This window comes from Ruania zhangjianzhongii (assembly GCF_008000995.1).
Classification (GTDB): domain Bacteria; phylum Actinomycetota; class Actinomycetes; order Actinomycetales; family Beutenbergiaceae; genus Ruania; species Ruania zhangjianzhongii.
This window is the reverse complement of record NZ_CP042828.1, coordinates 4,386,859-4,404,083: the sequence shown is the minus strand read 5'-3', so window position 1 is coordinate 4,404,083 and position 17,225 is coordinate 4,386,859. Positions and strand designations below refer to the sequence as shown.

At 69.3% G+C, this 17,225-nt stretch carries 12 protein-coding genes; 3 read left to right on the top strand and 9 right to left on the bottom strand.

All coding sequences use genetic code 11. The annotated features are described in order from the left end of the window. Positions 1-154 precede the first annotated feature (154 nt). The 3 genes from FU260_RS20330 (at position 155) to FU260_RS20320 (ending at position 3,474) form a co-directional block, all read left to right on the top strand. On the top strand, positions 155-964 hold the full coding sequence (locus FU260_RS20330; protein ID WP_147918702.1) for a 3-ketoacyl-ACP reductase: 810 nt from the start codon (positions 155-157) through the stop codon (positions 962-964). 90 nt (positions 965-1,054) lie between these two features. Continuing rightward, complete coding sequence (locus FU260_RS20325; protein ID WP_147918701.1) at positions 1,055-3,229, top strand: FAD-binding protein; 2,175 nt, start codon at positions 1,055-1,057, stop codon at positions 3,227-3,229. Between the two features lie 56 nt (positions 3,230-3,285). After that, positions 3,286-3,474 (top strand): PemK family protein, encoded by a 189-nt coding sequence (locus tag FU260_RS20320; protein WP_147918700.1) that lies wholly within the window; start codon positions 3,286-3,288, stop codon positions 3,472-3,474. Between the two features lie 73 nt (positions 3,475-3,547). On the opposite strand, the gene FU260_RS20315 is transcribed toward FU260_RS20320, so the two are convergent. The 9 genes from FU260_RS20315 to FU260_RS20275 all read right to left on the bottom strand — a co-directional run bounded on the left by FU260_RS20315 (position 3,548) and on the right by FU260_RS20275 (position 16,838). Continuing rightward, entirely contained in the window at positions 3,548-4,924 is a 1,377-nt protein-coding gene (locus FU260_RS20315) for an outer membrane protein assembly factor BamB family protein (protein ID WP_147918699.1), read from the bottom strand. Between the two features lie 82 nt (positions 4,925-5,006). Then, positions 5,007-6,323, bottom strand: coding sequence for an outer membrane protein assembly factor BamB family protein (locus FU260_RS20310; RefSeq protein WP_147918698.1), 1,317 nt, complete (start codon positions 6,321-6,323; stop codon positions 5,007-5,009). Between the two features lie 79 nt (positions 6,324-6,402). Further along, positions 6,403-7,737, bottom strand: a complete 1,335-nt coding sequence (locus tag FU260_RS20305) for a PQQ-binding-like beta-propeller repeat protein (protein WP_147918697.1) — start codon at positions 7,735-7,737, stop codon at positions 6,403-6,405. Positions 7,738-7,747: 10 nt separating this feature from the next. Next, the gene (locus FU260_RS20300) at positions 7,748-9,103 is read right to left on the bottom strand and encodes a hypothetical protein (protein ID WP_147918696.1); all 1,356 of its coding nucleotides are present in this window, start codon (positions 9,101-9,103) and stop codon (positions 7,748-7,750) included. Between the two features lie 44 nt (positions 9,104-9,147). Further along, positions 9,148-10,035, bottom strand: coding sequence for a sugar phosphate isomerase/epimerase family protein (locus tag FU260_RS20295; RefSeq protein ID WP_147918695.1), 888 nt, complete (start codon positions 10,033-10,035; stop codon positions 9,148-9,150). Positions 10,036-10,046: 11 nt separating this feature from the next. Further along, positions 10,047-11,210 (bottom strand): Gfo/Idh/MocA family protein, encoded by a 1,164-nt coding sequence (locus FU260_RS20290; protein WP_147918694.1) that lies wholly within the window; start codon positions 11,208-11,210, stop codon positions 10,047-10,049. A 253-nt stretch (positions 11,211-11,463) separates the two neighbouring features. Next, on the bottom strand, positions 11,464-11,826 hold the full coding sequence (locus FU260_RS20285; RefSeq protein WP_147918693.1) for a cupin domain-containing protein: 363 nt from the start codon (positions 11,824-11,826) through the stop codon (positions 11,464-11,466). Between the two features lie 116 nt (positions 11,827-11,942). After that, entirely contained in the window at positions 11,943-12,959 is a 1,017-nt protein-coding gene (locus FU260_RS20280) for a LacI family DNA-binding transcriptional regulator (RefSeq protein WP_210418137.1), read from the bottom strand. A 168-nt stretch (positions 12,960-13,127) separates the two neighbouring features. Continuing rightward, positions 13,128-16,838 (bottom strand): heparinase II/III family protein, encoded by a 3,711-nt coding sequence (locus tag FU260_RS20275; protein ID WP_148239468.1) that lies wholly within the window; start codon positions 16,836-16,838, stop codon positions 13,128-13,130. Between the last annotated feature and the right edge of the window lie 387 nt (positions 16,839-17,225).

The following is a 17,225-nucleotide window of genomic DNA, read 5'->3' as shown; positions in this document are numbered from 1 at the left end:
GCCGGGAGGAGAGACCCAGCGTAACGGAAAGCGCTTGCCCGAAGGTGGTCGAATCAGGCATGATGGGGTCGTCAGCGGACGTGACTCGTCCGCGGCAACCCGCCGGCGGCGATGACTCCGGTGGTGCCATCGTCTCTACTCGAAGGAGCTCTACGTGCCCAAGGTCGCACTCGTCACCGGTGGAAACCGCGGGATCGGCCTGGGGATCACCCAGGGACTGCTCGCCGAGGGATATGCCGTGGCGATCCTGGCCACCCGGCCCGAGCCGGCCGAGCTGATCGCCGAGCTCAACCAGGCCGGCGAGGTGATCTACGTGCAGGGCTCGGTAGACAACCTCGAAGACCACGCCCGGTACGTCGACGCCGCACGCGAGCGCTGGGGGCGCATCGACCTGCTGGTGAACAACGCTGGCGTGGCGCCCTCGGTGCGCGCCGACATCCTGGAGGCGGAGCCGGAGAGCTTCGACCGGGTACTCGGGATCAACCTGCGCGGTCCGTACTTCCTCACCCAGCGGGTGGCGAACGTGATGATCGCCCAGGAGGCACCCGCCACGGCCACCCCTGAGGCCGGCGAGGTGGCTACGCCGGGCGAGACTGCGCCGTCGATCCGGGGAACGATCGTGAACGTGTCCTCCACCTCGGCAGTGACCGTGTCCACCAACCGGGGGGAGTACTGCATCTCCAAGGCCGGCGTGGCGATGGCGACCCAGCTCTGGGCCGCCCGCCTGGCCCCCGAGGGCATCCTCGTCTACGAGGTGCGCCCGGGCGTGATCGCCACCGATATGACCGCTGGCGTCAAGGACAAGTACGACGAGCAGTTCGCCGGCGGCCTCGCCCCGATGCCCCGATGGGGGACTCCTGCGGACGTGGCGGGCGCCGTCGTGCAGCTCTCCGCCGGCCGGATGCCCTACTCCACCGGCGAGATCATCAACGTCGACGGCGGTATGCACATCCCGCGGCTCTGATGCCCGCCCCGTCCCGAGTCGTCATGCCCAGGGTGCGCTATAGCGCACTCCCCACATGACGACCTCGAAAGCCAGCAGAGGAGATCTTCGATGACCACCGCCCAGGACCTTCCCCGAGCCGAGACGCTGACGATCGACGGCCACGACGTGCCGGTGGTGACCGCGAACACTGTGGTGGTCGGCACCGGCTCCGCCGGGTTCTGCGCGGCCGACCGGCTCTGGGAGCTCGGCCAGCCCGACGTGGTGATGGTGACCGACAAGGTCGGCGCCGGAGCCAGCCGGAACGCCGGATCGGACAAGCAGACGTACTACAAGCTCACCCTCTCCGGCCCGGACGGCGACTCGGTGCACGAGATGGCCAAGACGCTGTTCTCCGGCGGGGCGATGGACGGCGACAACGCGCTCGCCGAGGCGGCGCTGTCCGCCCGCGCGTTCCTGCGGCTGTGCGACCTGGGGGTGCCGTTCCCGCAGAACCGGTACGGGGAGTTCATCGGGTACAAGACCGACCACGACCCGCGCCGCCGGGCCACGTCGGTGGGCCCGTACACCTCCCGCTCGATGGTGCAGCAGCTGGAGAAGAAGGTGGCCCGCAACGGCACCCCGATCTACGACAACTGCCGGGTGGTGGACCTGATCGTGCACGGCGAGGGCGCCGAGGCCGAGATCGTCGGCCTGCTGGTGCTGCGCACCGATGTCCCGCACGACGGCGAGCGCTCGCCGTACCTGCTGCTGCGCTGCGCGAACATCGTCTACGCCACCGGCGGGCCGGCCGGCATCTACGCCACCCGGGTGTTCCCGAACGGGCAGTGGGGTGCCTCCGGGGCGGCCTACCGGGCAGGGGTGCACGGCAAGAACGTCACCGAGTGGCAGTTCGGGCTGGCCTCGATCAAACCGCGCTGGAACGTGTCCGGCACCTACATGCAGGTGGTCCCGCGGTTCGTCTCCACCGATGCCGAGGGTGGCGACGAGCGGGAGTTCCTCACCGAGGCGATTCCCGACTACGGCCGGCTGATGTCCCTGGTGTTCCTCAAGGGCTACCAGTGGCCGTTCGACGTGCGCAAGGCCCGGGACGGCTCCAGCCTGATCGACCTGCTCGTCTACCGGGAGACCGTGCTGCGCGGGCGGCGGGTGTTCCTGGACTTCCGGTCCAACCCGGTGCGCCCCGAGTTCGACCCGGGCGCCCTGGCGCCGGAGGCACACGAGTACCTGGAGAAGGCGGGCGTCCTGTTCGGCACCCCGATCGAGCGGCTCCGGGCGATGAACGAGCCCGCCTACCAGTTCTACCTGGAGAAGAACCCGCAGGTGGACCTGGAAACCGAGATGCTCGAAGTGGACGTCTGCGCCCAGCACAACAACGGCGGGCTGCTCGTGGACGGGTGGTGGCAGTCGAACGTGGCCGGTTTCTTCCCGGTGGGGGAGGCCGGCGGCGCGCACGGGGTGTACCGACCCGGCGGCGCGGCGCTGAACTCCGGGCAGGTCGGCGCTACCCGGGCCGCGCAGTTCATCTCCGCCCGGCGGACCCAGGACCCGGTCGGCGCGGCGGAGTTCGCGGCTGCGGCCGCGCCGGTGCTGGCCGGAGCCCGCTCGCTCGCCGAGATCGCCGCCGAGCGGTCCGCGGCCGGTGCCCCGGACAACACCGGTGAACTGCTCACCGCGGTGCAAGAGCTGATGAGCGCCAAGGCCGGGCCGGTGCGATCGGCGGAGTCCATCGCCGAGGCCCTCGAGCAGGTGCACACCTGGCTGACCGGCTACACCGATCTGATCAGTGCGGACGCCGCCTCCCGCCGGTCGATGAACCGCACATTTCTGGTCCGGGACATCCTCACCACCGCCTACCTCTACCTCAGTGCGATGGCCGACTTCGTGGCCCACGGCGGGCGCTCGCGCGGGTCGGTGCTGTACACCGACCCGGCCGGGGACCTGCCCCTGGTCGGCTACGGCGAGAACGCCGCCGAGGAGCTCGATCTGCCCGAGCTCTTCCGGTTCACGCTGGACGGCGGGGCGCTCGCCGAGCAGGTGCAGGAGACCGGCTGGGTAGCGCCCGCGGGTGCGCCGGGCGCTGCGGCCGGCGCCGCGGTGGGTGCGCTGGCGCCGAGCGAGCTGCCGGCCGCCGAGCCGGCCTTCGCTCCGGTCCACGCGCGCGACGGCGCAGATCCGGCTGGTCTGCCGGTGTTCCGTTGGCGCCCGGTGCGGCCGATCCCCGAGGATGACGACTTCTTCGAGAATGTCTGGCGGGAGTATCGCGAGCACGGCAACGTCTACTGACCGGCGGTTGAGGTCGCGCAGCACCGGTCACCGGTGACCGCTTCCGCGCGACCTTCGTGCGCGGCCTGCGCAGCGAGGTGCTCGTCGGGCAGCGCAACGGGCTCGGACACGACTGCGTCGTCAACCTGGACTCCATCGCGACCATCTCCCGGGACTCTCTGCTGCGCCCCCTCGGCGTGTTGCTGGGTGAGCAGGAACGCGACCTGACACGAGCCTTCCACGAAGCGTTCGACTTGGAGGATTGACTGCGGGCCAGCGACGTCAAGGTCGCGTAGAAGCGGTCACCGGTGACCGATGTTGCGCGACCTTAATCGCCCATCAGCCGAGGTTCCAGCCCTGGAGGACCGTCGGCGCCACCGTGATCAGGTGCTCGCCGTCGGTGAGGATGGCGAACGTCTCTCCGGACAGGTCGACCTGCCAGCGCTGTTCCCCGGTGCCTGCGTCCACGGCGATCAGGTCCTCGTACTCCGCGGACCTGGTCAGCGTGGCGGGCGCGAACCCGACCTCGACGGCGACCAGAGTGCTCTCGTCAGCCAGGCAGGGGCAGCGCAGCCAGGTCTCCGCCCGCTGCCAGAGCACCTCACCGGTGGCGGCGTCCCGGCCCTGGACTGCCGAGAGACCGGCCGCACTGGTGTCCGCCACCACCACACCATCCACCCGTGCGACCGGGACCATCGGTTCCTCCGTGGACCAGCGCCACCGGCCGTTCTCGGTGTCCAGCACCCCGCCACCGCGGCCCTCGTCCTCCTGCGCGCTGGCGGCCCCCGCACCGCTGATCGCTACCTGGTCAGGTCCATCCCAGGCGTCGTCGTAGCCCAGTCGCACATGCGCGAGCTGCTGCGGCTGGTCGGCCCCGCGGACGAACAGTCGCCCTCCGTCGGACCCGGTGAGCTGCCATGCGCCGGGGCCGGCCTGGGCCAGGTGATGGGGCCCACCCTCGCCGAGCCACTCGCCGGTGCGGGCGTCGTAGGCGGAACCGTGGCTCTCCGCCCGCTCGCCGGCCGGTGTGGCCGAGGTGGTGAGCACGTGGCCGGCGAGCACTGTCAGCTCCTCCCCGAACGGCACCGGGCCGCGGTCGATGTGCACGGGGGTGCTCCAGAGCGAGTGCCCGTCGGCGAAGCGCTGCAGCGCGGGTCGCTCGCCGGTGGTGAGGACGAACAGGCCGCCCTCGGCCCGGGTGGCGAGCAGGGCATCGGGGATCTCCCGGGTGGTGGCCGTGCCGGTGTCGGCGTCCAGCTCCAGCACCCGGGAGTCGGCGTCCACACAGACCAGGGCAGTGCCGTCGGTGTTGCACCGGGCCGCGTCTGCTTCCTCGGCCCACTGCACCTCACCGGTGCTCGGGTCGCGGCCCTGGATGTCGGACTCCCGCACGGTGATCAGCATGCCGTCCGCGATCAGCGCGGAGCGGATCTCGCCACCGGCCGCACCCATGGACCAGGCAGCCTGCGGGTCGGTGGTGAGGTCGTCCACCCGACCCCACGGGCCCACCTCCGAGGGCCGGGGTGGGGCGGTCAGCACACCCACGAGGATGAGTACGACGGCGCAGCCCACCCAGGGCAGGACCGCTCGCCGGCGCTCTGGTCCGGGAGGTGCGGGTGCCCGCCGTTCTCGGCCGGCACCCGGCCCGGGTGAGTCGTCCCCGGCACCGTGAGCGCCGTCGTCGAGAGCGAACTCGATCAACGGCGGGCGTGGCATGCCTCCATTGTGCGGCTCTCCTCGGCGACGCTCAGGTGATCGGCTGGCACCGACGGCCCGGATCGGACCGGAGGTGCGTCGCTCAACCGAGCCGCCACCCGGACAGCTCCCAGGGCGAGGCCAGGACCAGGTGCCGGCCGTCGGTAAGCATCCCGAGCATCCGTTGCGGTCGGGGAAGGCTCCAGACCTGTTCGCCGGAGCTGACGTCCAGGCCCACGATTATGGCCTGCTCTGTGCTGGTCGACCCGTCGGCGCCGATCTCGTAGGACTGCCCGGCCAAGGTCGAGCCGTCGCTCAGGCACGGGCACATCAGCCAGGTGTTCGGGTGCTGCCAGAGTGGTTCACCGGTGGTGACCCGCAACCCCTGGATAGCGCTCGTCTGGCCATCCGCGATCAGCGCGACCAGGACACCGCCGGCGCGGGCCATCGGGTAGGCGGGGTAGTCGGTGTGCCAGAGCCAGTCCCCGCTCTCCCGGTCCACGATGCCGAGCTCGTTGTCCGCGGTCGTCCCGATCTGCGCCGAGCTCTGCCACTGGTCGTCGTACTGCAGGAAGCCGCCCGCTCCGACAGTCTCACTCGGCTGGTCCATTCCGTGGACGAAGATCGTGCCGCCGTCGCGATGGCTGGCGAGCCACACTCCCGCACTCAGCTGCGTGACGAACAGCTCGTGTTCCTCCCACCGCTCGCCGGTCTCCGCATCCAACACCGCGCCTGAGGCACCGAAGTCGGCCTGGTCCATCACCAGCGGGGTGAGCACCTGTCCCGCGATCACGGTCAGCCCCGACCTGGACAGGCCGTTGTCATCGATGGCGGTCACCGGGGTCGACCACAGCACCTCGCCGTCGGACAGTCGCTGCACCTGTCCCTGCCCGGCGCGGGTGACGGCGAAGACGTCGCCGCCGGAGACTGTGGCCACGATCGCCTGCGGCACGTCCAGCGCAGTGGTCTCCCCGGAGTGCGGGTCGATCTGCTGCACCTGTGAGGCGGTATCGGTGCAGACCAGGTTCTCGGTGTCGGTGGTGCAGCGGGCGCCGACCATCGCCAGCTCCCAGAGCTGGTCGCCGCTGCCAGGCTCGAGACCCTGGACCCTCTGGGCTCCGGCGGCGACCAGCACACCATCGGCGAGCAGCACCGAGCGGATCTCCTCCTCCAGCGGCAGCGACCAGGCCTCCCGCGGAGTCGAGGTGATGTCCGCAACGGCTCCCCAGGGTTCAGTGCCGATCTGCAGCGGCCGGGCGAGCACCATGCCGATCAGGACCAGCACGACGGCGCAACTCACCCAGGCCACCGGACCTCGCCATGGTCGCCGCGCAGGTTCGAGGTTGCCGTCTTCGGCGCTGGGGCTCCAGTCCATCTCGCCACCACCGACGGTGAACTCCTCGACTGGCCCCTTCGTCACTCCACTATCCTGCCGTAGAACTGCGGGGCGGACAGTCGGATTCACCAGGGTTCGAGCGAGCCGGTCCGCGGGCGGCCGCTCAGTGACCGGCGTAGGCGGTCAACGTGCCATCGGTCAGGACGTAGACCTGGCGGGAGCCGGCGGCGACCCCGTCCGGGACTGTGTGCAGCGGCAGTGACCAGCGGTGCTGGCCAGTGTCGGAGTCGATGCCGAGCAGTGCCTGCGGGATGGCGGTGAAGGACTCGCCCGGCTCGAAGGCGGCCGCAACGAGTGCGAGGGTGTCGCCGCTGGTGGCACAGGGGCAGGTCAGGTAGCTGTGGCGTTCCAGGCGCCACAGTGACTCTCCGCTGCGCACGTCCACCCGTTCGAGCTGGACGGCGATCTCGTCCGGACCGGTCAGCTCTGCCCGCATGCCGGGTGGCGTACCGGCATAGATCAGATCGTCGCCGAGAGCCAGGAGCGGCAACCCGGTATAGGAGAGGATGAGCTCACCGCTGGGCCGGTCCCGCGCACCGTCCACGGTGAAGACCAGATCAGGGTGACCGGGCACCTCGGGGCCTGGCCCGGCCAAGGGCGGCGCCTGCTGCTGCCACTCCGCCGAGGTCCGGCCCACGTTGCTCACCGCGAAGCCACCGAGCCGCTGCACCACGGCGGGCCGGCTCTCGCCGGTCTCGACCTCGGCAGCAAGGTCGAGCGCCGGGCCGCCGGAACTGGTGGCGTCATTGCTGAACACGGTGGCGACTCCCTGGCTGACGGTGGCACCAGTCCACCGTTCCGAGCGGTCGATCGGGTACTCCGGCTGGTACCGCCACACTTCGGCGGGTGGATCCTCTCCGGTGGTGTACCGGCCGAGCCAGGGGTTGCCACCCAGACCGCCGCCGACGATGAGGTCCCCGCCGACGCTGACGGCGATGTCGGCGCCCGGGAAGGGTTGTTCGGTAGCTTCGCCGCCTGGGTCGATCGTGGCGATGCTGGCGTCCTCACCTTCGCCGTGGACGCAGGTGAGTGCGTCGGTGGTGGCGGTGCAGGCGGGGTCGTCCAGATCGACGCTCCAGGCAGGCTCTCCGGTGTCTGGGTCGAAGGCGGTCAGGCCGTCGGCGGCGGCGATCACCGGCCGAACGCCGAGCACCCAGACGCCGGGTGCCCGGCCGGGGTCTGCCGAGGCGGTCCAGGCGGTGTCCGGTGGTCGTGGCTCCAGGGGCTCACCCTGAGGTGAGACCGCGGCCCCGACCACGACCAGCACTACCGCCAGGGCGACCCATAACCCAGGACGGTGCCGCCAGCCCGGTGAGAGCCGCCGTCGGCGATCCGGCCCGGCAGGGCCCTGCCCGCTGGAGTCAGGGCCAGCGGAACTTTCGTCATCCGGGGCGCCTGCGTCGTCGAGCGCGAACTCCTCTGTGTGCCGCGACCTCATCAGCTGCTGCTCATCGGTTCTCGTAGGCGGTGAGGATGCCATCGGTCAGCAGGTACACGTGATTCGGGCCGGCGGCGATCGCGTCCGGGGTGGTGCTGATCGGCAGGGTCCAGTGGTGCCGGCCGGTCTCCGGGTCGATGCCCAGCAGCCCCACCGGGTTGATCTCAGGAAACTCGTTGTTGGTGAATTCGGAGGCCGCCAGGACCAAGGTGTCGGTGGAGGCGGGGCACGGACAGCCCAGCACCTGGTCGCGGTCCAACTGCCACTGCGACTCTCCGGTGCCGATGTCCACGCGTTCGACTCGTATCGCCACCTCCACGCTCTCTTCCGAGAACGGCGCAGCGTCGGGATCCGGGCCGACATAGATGATGTCGTTGCCGATCGCCATCAGTGGGTCCCCCACGTATTCAAGGATCGGCTCGCCGCCAACGGTGTCGAGTACTCCGACCGAGGTGAACACTGCGTCGGGATACCCGGGGATGGCGGGCTCCGGCCCGGAGAGAGGTGATACCTGCCGACCCATTTCCACACCCTCGGTCCCGGGGAAGGAGATGGAGACCCTACCGAAGGTTTGCACTATCGCCGGCATCGCCTCGCCCGTTCCGACCGCCGCGGCGATAGGGATGACGAAGTTGCCCAGTGGCCCTGACTCCGCCTGGCGGTCCGGCTCAGTGAATACGGTGGCCACCCCTTGGCTGACGGTCGCAGCAGAGAAGCGGACCGCCGGCTCGCTGGGGACCTCGGGCTCGTAGCGCCACACCTGGGCCGGTGACCCGGAGCCGGTCACCGTGTACCGGCCGATCCATGGTTCACCGTCCGTTGCGCCGCCGCCGACGATGAGGTCCTCGCCGGCAGTGGCGGCCACGTCGGCTCCCGGGAAGGGTTGTTCGGTAGCTTCGCCGGCTGGGTCGATCGTGGCGATGCTGGCGTCCTCGCCTTCGCCGTGCGTGCAGGTGAGTGCGTCGGTGGTGGCGGTGCAGGCGGGGTCATCCAGATCGACGGTCCAGGCAGGCTCTCCGGTGGCCGGGTCGAAGGCGGTCAGCCCGTCGGCGGCGGCGATCACCGGCCGATCGCCGAGCACCCAGATGCCGGGTGCGCGGCCGGGTTCGGTGGATGCGGTCCAGGCGGTGTCCGGTGGTCGTGGCTCCAAGGGCTCACCCTGGGGTGAGACCGCGGCCCCGACCACGACCAGCACTACCGCCAGGGCGACCCATAACCCAGGACGGTGCCGCCAGCCCGGTGAGACCCGCCGTCGGCGATCCGGCCCGGCAGGGCCCTGGCCGCTGGAGTCAGGGCCAGCGGAACTCTCACCCTCCGGTGAGCCTGCGCCGTCGAGCGCGAACTCCTCCACCGGCCCCTTCGACATGGAGCCATGATGCCGTAGCCGTCCAGACCATGCGTGGACGGGTTCTACAGGTAGGGCTGAACCAGCTCCAGGTAGCGCTCCGCCATCGTGCGGACCGTCTCATCGCCCGGGGCGTCCCAGATCTCCTGGTTGAAGATCTCCACCTCCACGTCCCCGGTGTAGCCGGTCTCGGCCACCCAGGACGTGATCGAGGCGAAGTCGACGTAGCCGTCGCCCATGAACCCGCGGGAGAGCAGGGCGTCCTTGGCCAACGGCAGGTTCCAGTCGCACACCTGATAGCCGGCCAGGCGTCCCTCGGTGGCAGCGCGGTGAATCAGCTCGCGCAGCTTCGGATCCCACCACACGTGATAGGTGTCCACCACCACCCCCACCTGCTCGGCCGGGAAGTTCGCAGCCAGGTCCAGGCACTGCTCCAGGGTGGACAGCACGGCACGGTCGGCAGCGAAGATCGGGTGCAGCGGCTCGAGCACCAGCCGCACCCCGTGCTCACCGGCGAACGGTGCCAGCTCGGCCACCCGGTCGGCCACCCGCTGCCGGGCCGCCACCAGGTCCCGGTCGCCACCGGGGGCCGGCGGCTGTTCCGGCCCCGGTGCTGCGGGCAGGCCGCCCACCACCATCACCAGCTCGGACGTGCCCAGCGTGGCCGCCTCGACGATCGCGGCCTTGTTGTCCGCGAGGGCGTCCGCCTGCCCGGCGGGGTCGGCAGCGGTGAGGAAGCCACCCCGGCACAGCGAGGAGACGCGCAGACCGGAGGCCTTGACGATCTCGGCGGCCTGGGTCAGGCCAGCCTCGGCCACCCGGTCGCGCCACAGGCCGACGGCGCCGAGTCCGGCACGGGTGGCCACGTCCACCGCCTCGGCCAGGGTGAGCGCCTTGGTGGTAGCAGTGTTCAGGGACAACCGGCTCAGGTCGCCGGTGGGGAAGTCGGTCATCTCCGGCCGCCTCAGAGGGTGATCGGCTCGAGCGCGATCCGCCGGCCCTGCGCGGAAGAGGTCAGACCGGCCTCGGCCAGCTGCACACCGCGGGCGGCCGAGAGCAGGTCGTAGCGGTGCTCACGGCCGGCGACGACGTCCCGGAGGAACTCCTCCCACTGCGCCTTGAAGCCGTTGTCCAGATCGTCGTTCGCGGGGACCTCCAGCCACTGGTCCCGGAACGGCTCGGTGGCCGGCAGGTCCGGGTTCCACACCGGCTTCGGGGTGTGCCCGCGCTGCTGGGCGACGCAGTTGCGCAGCCCGGCCACCGCCGAGCCGTGCGTGCCGTCCACCTGGAACTCCACCAGCTCGTCCCGGTAGACCCGCACCGCCCACGAGGAGTTGATCTGGGCGACGATGTCTTCTCCGCTCGGGCCGGCGACCTCGAAGATCCCGTAAGCGGCGTCGTCGGCGGTGGCGGCGTACTCCTGCCCCTGCTCGTCCCAGCGGGTGGGGATGTGCGTGATCGTCTTCGCGGTCACGGACTTGACCGAGCCGAGGATGCCCTCGAGCACGTAGTTCCAGTGGCAGAACATGTCAGTGGTCATACCGCCGCCGTCCTCGGTGCGGTAGTTCCAGCTGGGGCGCTGCGCGGCTTGGTGGTCGCCCTCGAACACCCAGTAGCCGAACTCCCCGCGCAGGGAGAGGATCCGGCCGAAGAAGCCCTCGTCCACCAGACGGCGGAGCTTGACCAGGCCCGGAAGGTACAGCTTGTCGTGGACTACTCCGGCGGTGACCCCGGTCTCGGCGCGCAGCCGCGCGAGCTCGATCGCCTCGGTGAGGGTTTCCGCTGTGGGCTTCTCGGTGAAGATGTGCTTGCCGGCCTTCATCGCCTTGGTCAGGGTGTCGGCGCGCAGGCTGGTCATCGAAGCGTCGAAGACGATGTCGGTGCGCTCGTCGGTGATGACGGCGTCCAGGTCGGTGGTCCACTCTGCGACCCCGTGCTCTGCGGCGATCTCGGCCAGGGCGTTCTCCCGGCGGCCGACCAGGATCGGCTCCACCTGGACCTTGGTGCCGTCGGCGAGTTCGACCCCGCCGGCATCGCGGATCGGCAGGATCGACCGGAGCAGGTGCTGGCGGTAGCCCATGCGGCCGGTGATGCCGTTCATCGCGATTCGCAGAGTGCGGGTGGTCATGGAGTCTCCTGGTGGTGTGGGGAACGGCGACTGCCGGGGTGCTGGTGGGCGTGGCCAACCGTCGTGGCTTGGAATGCGCTTTCCCAAGGCTAGACGGCGAGGTGGGACCGCGTCAAGGAGCGTCCGGCACCACGCCACCCGCGACCGCCGCGCCCAGACCCGCGACCCGCGACCGCCGCGCCCAGACCGGCGACCCGCGACCGCCGCGCCCAGACCGGCGACCCGCGACCGCCGCGCCCAGACCGGCCGCCGGTCAGATCTCGGTGACGACCGCCGTCAGGTCGCCACCGGCATCGCCCGTGTTGACCACTCCCGCGGGCTCGAGGAGTAGCGCCCTGACCTCGCCATCCGCGCGCGGGCAGTGCTCGACGCCTCGTGGCACGACGTAGAGCTGGCCCGGGCCGAGAGTGACGTCGCGATCCCGGAGCTGGATGGTCAGTTCACCCTCCAGCACCAGGAACAGCTCATCGGTGTCCTGGTGGCTGTGCCAGACGAACTCGCCCTCGATCCGGACGAGCTTCACCTCATAGTTGTTCAGGCGCGCCACCAGCTTGGGTGACCAGTGTTCGGAGAACTGCTCGAACTTGGCGTTCAGGTCCACCACGTCGTCTGACATGGCTCCACCCTGGCAGATTCGCGGGTGACCTCGACCCTCGCTGGCAATCGTGTGCCACGGACGCCAGCGCATCCGCGGTGTGTCGGGCCAGCGACCACGCCCGCGCCCGACCAGAGTCAGGTCAGCGGTGGTGTCGAGTCCCGCAGCACTACCTCCACCTGCACCTGCTCGACCAGCGGCTTCTCCGAGGATGGCTGCAGCGCCAGGTGAGTGGCCAGCCGGCCCACCTCCGGCAGCGGCACCGCCACTGTGGACAGCCCCGGCGTGACGTCCCGCAGCGTGTGGATGTCGTCGAACCCGGCAACTCCGATATCTGCGCCCACCGTCAACCCCGCGTCCCGCGCGGCTGCCATCGCGCCCATCGCCATCACATCGTTGACGGCGAAAACGGCCTGCACCTTCGGCCCGCTGCGCAATAGCTCGGCCATTCCGGCGTAGCCGCCGTCCCGGGTGAACTCGCACTCCACCAGATGGGGCTCCGGCAGGCCCGCCTCGGTGAGCGCAGCGGCGAACCCGGTGGTCCGCTCCGCACCGGTCAGGTGGCGCCCCGGGCCGGTGAGGATGGCGAACTCCCGGTAACCGATGCCCACCAGTGCTTGGGCGAGCGCCGCCGCCCCGCCGGTGTTGTCGATCGCCACAGTGTTCACGTCCAGGATCGGCTGGGCGATCATCGCTACCGTGCCGCCCCGCTCGGCGTATGCCGCCACCGCTATCCGGAGCGCCTCGGTGCCCTCCGGATCGTCCTGGCGGCCACCGGCGATCACGATCGCCCGGGCACGCTGGGATTGCAGCATCTCCAGCAGCACCGTCTCTCGCTCCGGACGGTGGGCCGTGCTGGCGAGGGTGACCATCAGCCCTTCGTCCTCGGCCGCAGCGGAGACCCCGGCGGCGATCGAGGAGAAGTACGGGTCGGCGATGTCGTGCACGATCAGCCCGAGCGTGGTGGTCCGCCCGCGCGCCATCGCCTGGGCGTTCGCGTCCGGGGAGTAGCCCAGTCGGCCGGCGGCCGCCAGTACCCGCTCCCGGAGTTCTGGGCGCACGGTGCGGTTCGCGCTGCCGTTGATCGCACGGGACGCGGTAGCCAGGGACACCCCGGCCTCCCGGGCCACATCACTGAGGGTCACCGAAGGCATAGGCCACATGGTAAGCGCTCTCTGCCTGACCGTGGAGGATATCCGTGTGGCCTGGCCGACGCATCCGAGGCGCCCGCCTCGACGAACGGGGTGGGCGCCTCGCATGACTCGTTCGGACGATCGCCTCGTCTCAGGAACCATGGCGCGATTGTTGCCTGGGTGTGGGAGCTATCGCTCGATCGGCTCCCACGGCCCGTGCGGATCACCAGGAGGATCGTTCCTCGTCCACCATTGCGCCTGGTACCGCTCACTCTCGTGCACCACGACATCACCCTCGGTGAAGATCCTGGAAGCAGTCCACACAGCGATGCCGTCCTCGGTGCTGGACACCTCCTGCCATGGACCGTATGGGTCGCCGGGTGCCTGGTCCCGCGTCCACCAGGCCGCTGACCAAACCGCACCTTCATAGGTCACACGGTCGCCCTCGGTGTACGTGCCGGCCGCATCCCAGGCAGGGATCTCGACGCCGGTATCGGACTCGGCTCGTTCGCAGCCACCCGCAACGGTCAGGTCCTCGAACGCGCTCTCCGACCCCATTGCGTACAGCCCGACGCCACCGCTGCGGACCAGGGTGTCGCGGGCCTCGAGTATCTGTGTGCCGTTCAGCGTCACCGTGATCCGGTCGCCATGAACGGTGGCACCCAGCTCGACCGGCCCGTCGAGGTTGTTGCTGACGGACGTCCTCGCGATCTGCGCAGGTCCGGACCGGTGCGCCTCTCGGACGATGCTCGCGTATTGGGAATTGCGGGTTGTCTTACCGATGTGGATGCGGTACCCGTACGCGTCCCCGGTGTCGCGCAGCGAGATTCCTGCAGCGCCGGTGTCGCCGAGCGTGACGGTGGTACTGACGGCGTAGTCGCAGACGTCGGAGAACCGTGACGGCAAGGCCGAGGTCATGAGGACATGTGCCCTGTCATTGCTGGGAGTGATCCGCAACTGATCGGAGTCGATTGAGATGTCACCCCCGATGGCCTGCCAGTGGTCCCCGTCGACCGCCTCGGTGATCGTGATGTTGTCGAAGAGCGCCTCCTGTCGATGCGTGAAGGCACCCACGCCACCAGTCGATAGGCGAGTGTCGTCGACGGCGATCGATGTGTCGCCCACTGTGGCGACCAGGTGGCTCCCGACCGCTGAGATGGACAGGGTGTGCGCAGAGTCCGCATCGATCGGCAGGTCGGTCTCGGCTAGGACTGTCAGTTCGCCAGCGTAAACCTTCACGAGCTGGAGCTGTACCCCCTCGCGTGACTTGAGGATATTGGCCCGGTAGTAGTTGTGGGAGTCGTGGTAGCGGAACGTCAAGCCCGTCCGCGCCGTGGCGTAGTTGCGCTCCCCGGGCACGATCTCTGCCGAGATCCGGACGTCCGCAGGCACATCCTGCTGTATCGCGAACGACTGGCGGTTGGCACTGGAAGTCTGTGCCAACTGGGTCCCGTCTTGCCCGCCAAGCTCCCAGCTGTCATCGCCGTGCCGCGGTCGCCAGCCTTGGAGTGAACCGTTCTCGAATGCATAGGTGGTGCTCTCCAGGCTGCTCTCGTCAAACGATTCATCGAAGACGAGGGCAGGTTCGAACGATTCCTCAAGGGAGATGGTGACCACGTCCCCGGTGCGGGTGAAGTCCGTCGCCTCACCGTTGACCAGTACCTCGTCTGCGGAGCCGGCGCTGAGCTGCAGCGTTCCGGTGAAGGGGTCGGAGAGAGAGATCTCGGCGGTGTCGCCCGCGAGTTTCACACTGACGTCGGAAACGAGGTCGGAGGCGACGACGATTGTCTCGCCGTCGTCGATGAGGGATGTCCCCGAGGTCAGCGCGTACCTGGTGAGATCGCCGTCGTCGCTGCGCTCAAGATAGGCCGTCTCGCCATCGGTCGTGGCGTCGCCGAACGACCGTGATGAGGGAGTCTCCTCGCGGGAGAGGTAGAAACGACCGGTGGCCGCTGCGAGGTCGATCTCCAGAGCGCTCGCCACGGAATGATCCACCTCGGGCATCTCGATCCGGGAGGCAGTCACCGAGGGAGCCGGGCCGGCTTCACCGGGAACGATCACCGTGTCCAGACCGGTCGGCCCGTCGCTAGTCCAGTCGTAGGACAAGTACTCGATGTCCGTGAGCATCTCATCTCCGACCCGAGCTGCGCCGCCCTCGTGGACTGTCGCGACCGCGTCAGAGCCTTCGGCGCTGACAGGCACTAGCTGCGCGCCGGAGACCGGGTCAGCACCCGCAGCTGTGTCGAAGCCGATCGTGGCGACGTTGGTCTCGGCGTCGACGGTGACCGGATCGCCCGGGAAGTGCCAGAACTGCCGGTAGTCGTGCGTTGCGGTGTCGCCGCTCAGGGCGTCGGAGACGATCCAGAACCCTGGCTTGACGAAGTAGACGACGCGGTCGTGGATGACCGGACGGTAGCCGTGAGCCTCACCCCGGTAGACGTCGAGCCCCTCGTTCGATCGCCACAGGTAGGAGGCGCGCGTGACCCCGGCCTCCTGTGGATTCCCGTCGACCTCGATGGTGTTGTGCGCCTCGGTGGTGCGGCGCAGCCAGTCATTGAGCGGGGTCGAGCTGTAACCAGCGGTGCCCGGATCGACGATCAGCGGACGACCGTACGCAGCCATGATGAGGCTGAGGTCATCCGGGTGCCGGTGAGAGCGGGTGTAGGAGGTGTTCTGGTTGTTGATGTGCATGTAACGGGCGTCGGCGTCCCAGCCGGAGCGCTGGACGCCGAAACTGCTGGGGTAGATCGTCGAGCCCAGCCCCGGAGCGGTGCCCTCGGCGCGACCGGACGCGACCCAGGTAAAGTCCGACCACCCGTGGCGTTCACCGCTCGTCGCGATGGCCGCTCGGCCCGCGTTGACGTTACCGGCATCTCCGAACAGGGGGGCCTCGAGGTTGGGCATGCGGGTAGCGAAGAGCGAGTCGGCGATCCAGTCCGTCGTCCGGATGATGGAGGCGGGCAGCGTGCGGTCGTTGAGCTCACCGACCTCAACGACTGAATTGACCAGGTCCGCCGCGTACGCCTGATAGTTGACCGTCGGCTCGCGGTACACGCCGTCACCCTTGAACAGAGCGCCGTGCTGAGTCAGGAACGACTCGAACGACCGCACCGCGAAGTACTCCTGTTCATACGATGCGGCGCGTTCCGGGAGGTACACCGAGGTGATGTAGATGGAACGGGCCATCGACAAGAACCAGTTGTTGCCGCGGTGCGCCTCCAGCGCATCGGCGAGATGGCTCGTCGTGGCGTCGACCCCGATCAGATAATCCACCAGCTGACCGGCGTTGACGGAGGGCTCGCTGCGGAACACGGAAAAGGAGTCCACCAACTGGTTGAGACGCTTCGCTCCCGAGAGGTTCCGGTTCCGTGGCCAGTCCGGGTTGTCGGCGAAGAAGTCCAGCGTGATCTCCATCCACGCCTGCGCATAGTCGGCGCGGACTTGCGGGTTCGGCTCGCTCATATACGCCCAGGTCAGCGTCGGCATAAAGGCGAAGTCAGACATCCACACCTGGCCCCCGCCCGGCGCCTCCTCCGTACCGTCCCAAGTGTCCTGCCAGTCGACATCGATCCGCTGCGAACCCTCGTCGTAGAAGTCGCGCGTCACGCCGTCGAAGCGGAAGGTCCCGTTCGCCAACTCGTCCGCGCTCGCCTCACCGACTCCGGCTCGACCGGGTTCGGGAATTTCCACGTTCGTCCGGCCGGCATAGAACTCCTGCAGTTCCTCGGCAGCGCCCGGTGCGTCGCCGGCCGCGACCTCCGCTGCCACCTGAGCCAGCTCGGGACGGGAGAGATCCAAGAGCGCGGTGAGATCCGAGACGTCGTCGGCTGCCGCCGGGGTCGAGATCAGACCGGTCGCCACGACAGCCAGTGCGGCTCCGGCGGCAATTCCCGCGCGCATACGTGATCGGGCTGTCGCCTGGTGAATGCTCCGTTGCACCTCAGTGCCTCCTTTGGGTGTTCTGCCCTGAATGGGACGGGTTCGTGATCCTCGCCAGCGATCGCCCGCCCGCCAGCGGACGCTACGTCGCGACTTCGAGCGTGAGCTGGCGCATGCGGTGCTCGGCTGCGGGAAACGAGTGGACGTCGAGCGCTTCAGTGCTGCTCCGGCCGTACTTCGAAGGGAATGACGTGTCGTTGCGTCACCTTAGAGAAACTGACCCCTTCGAGTCAAGCGCGTGAGGGGTGTTCGGCGGGACTGGTCATGTTCGGCTGGCGAGTCGAAGCGCGCACCGACCGGCCATGCGGACGCGTCGTGCGCCGGATGACAGTCGTTCCCGGGGCGTCT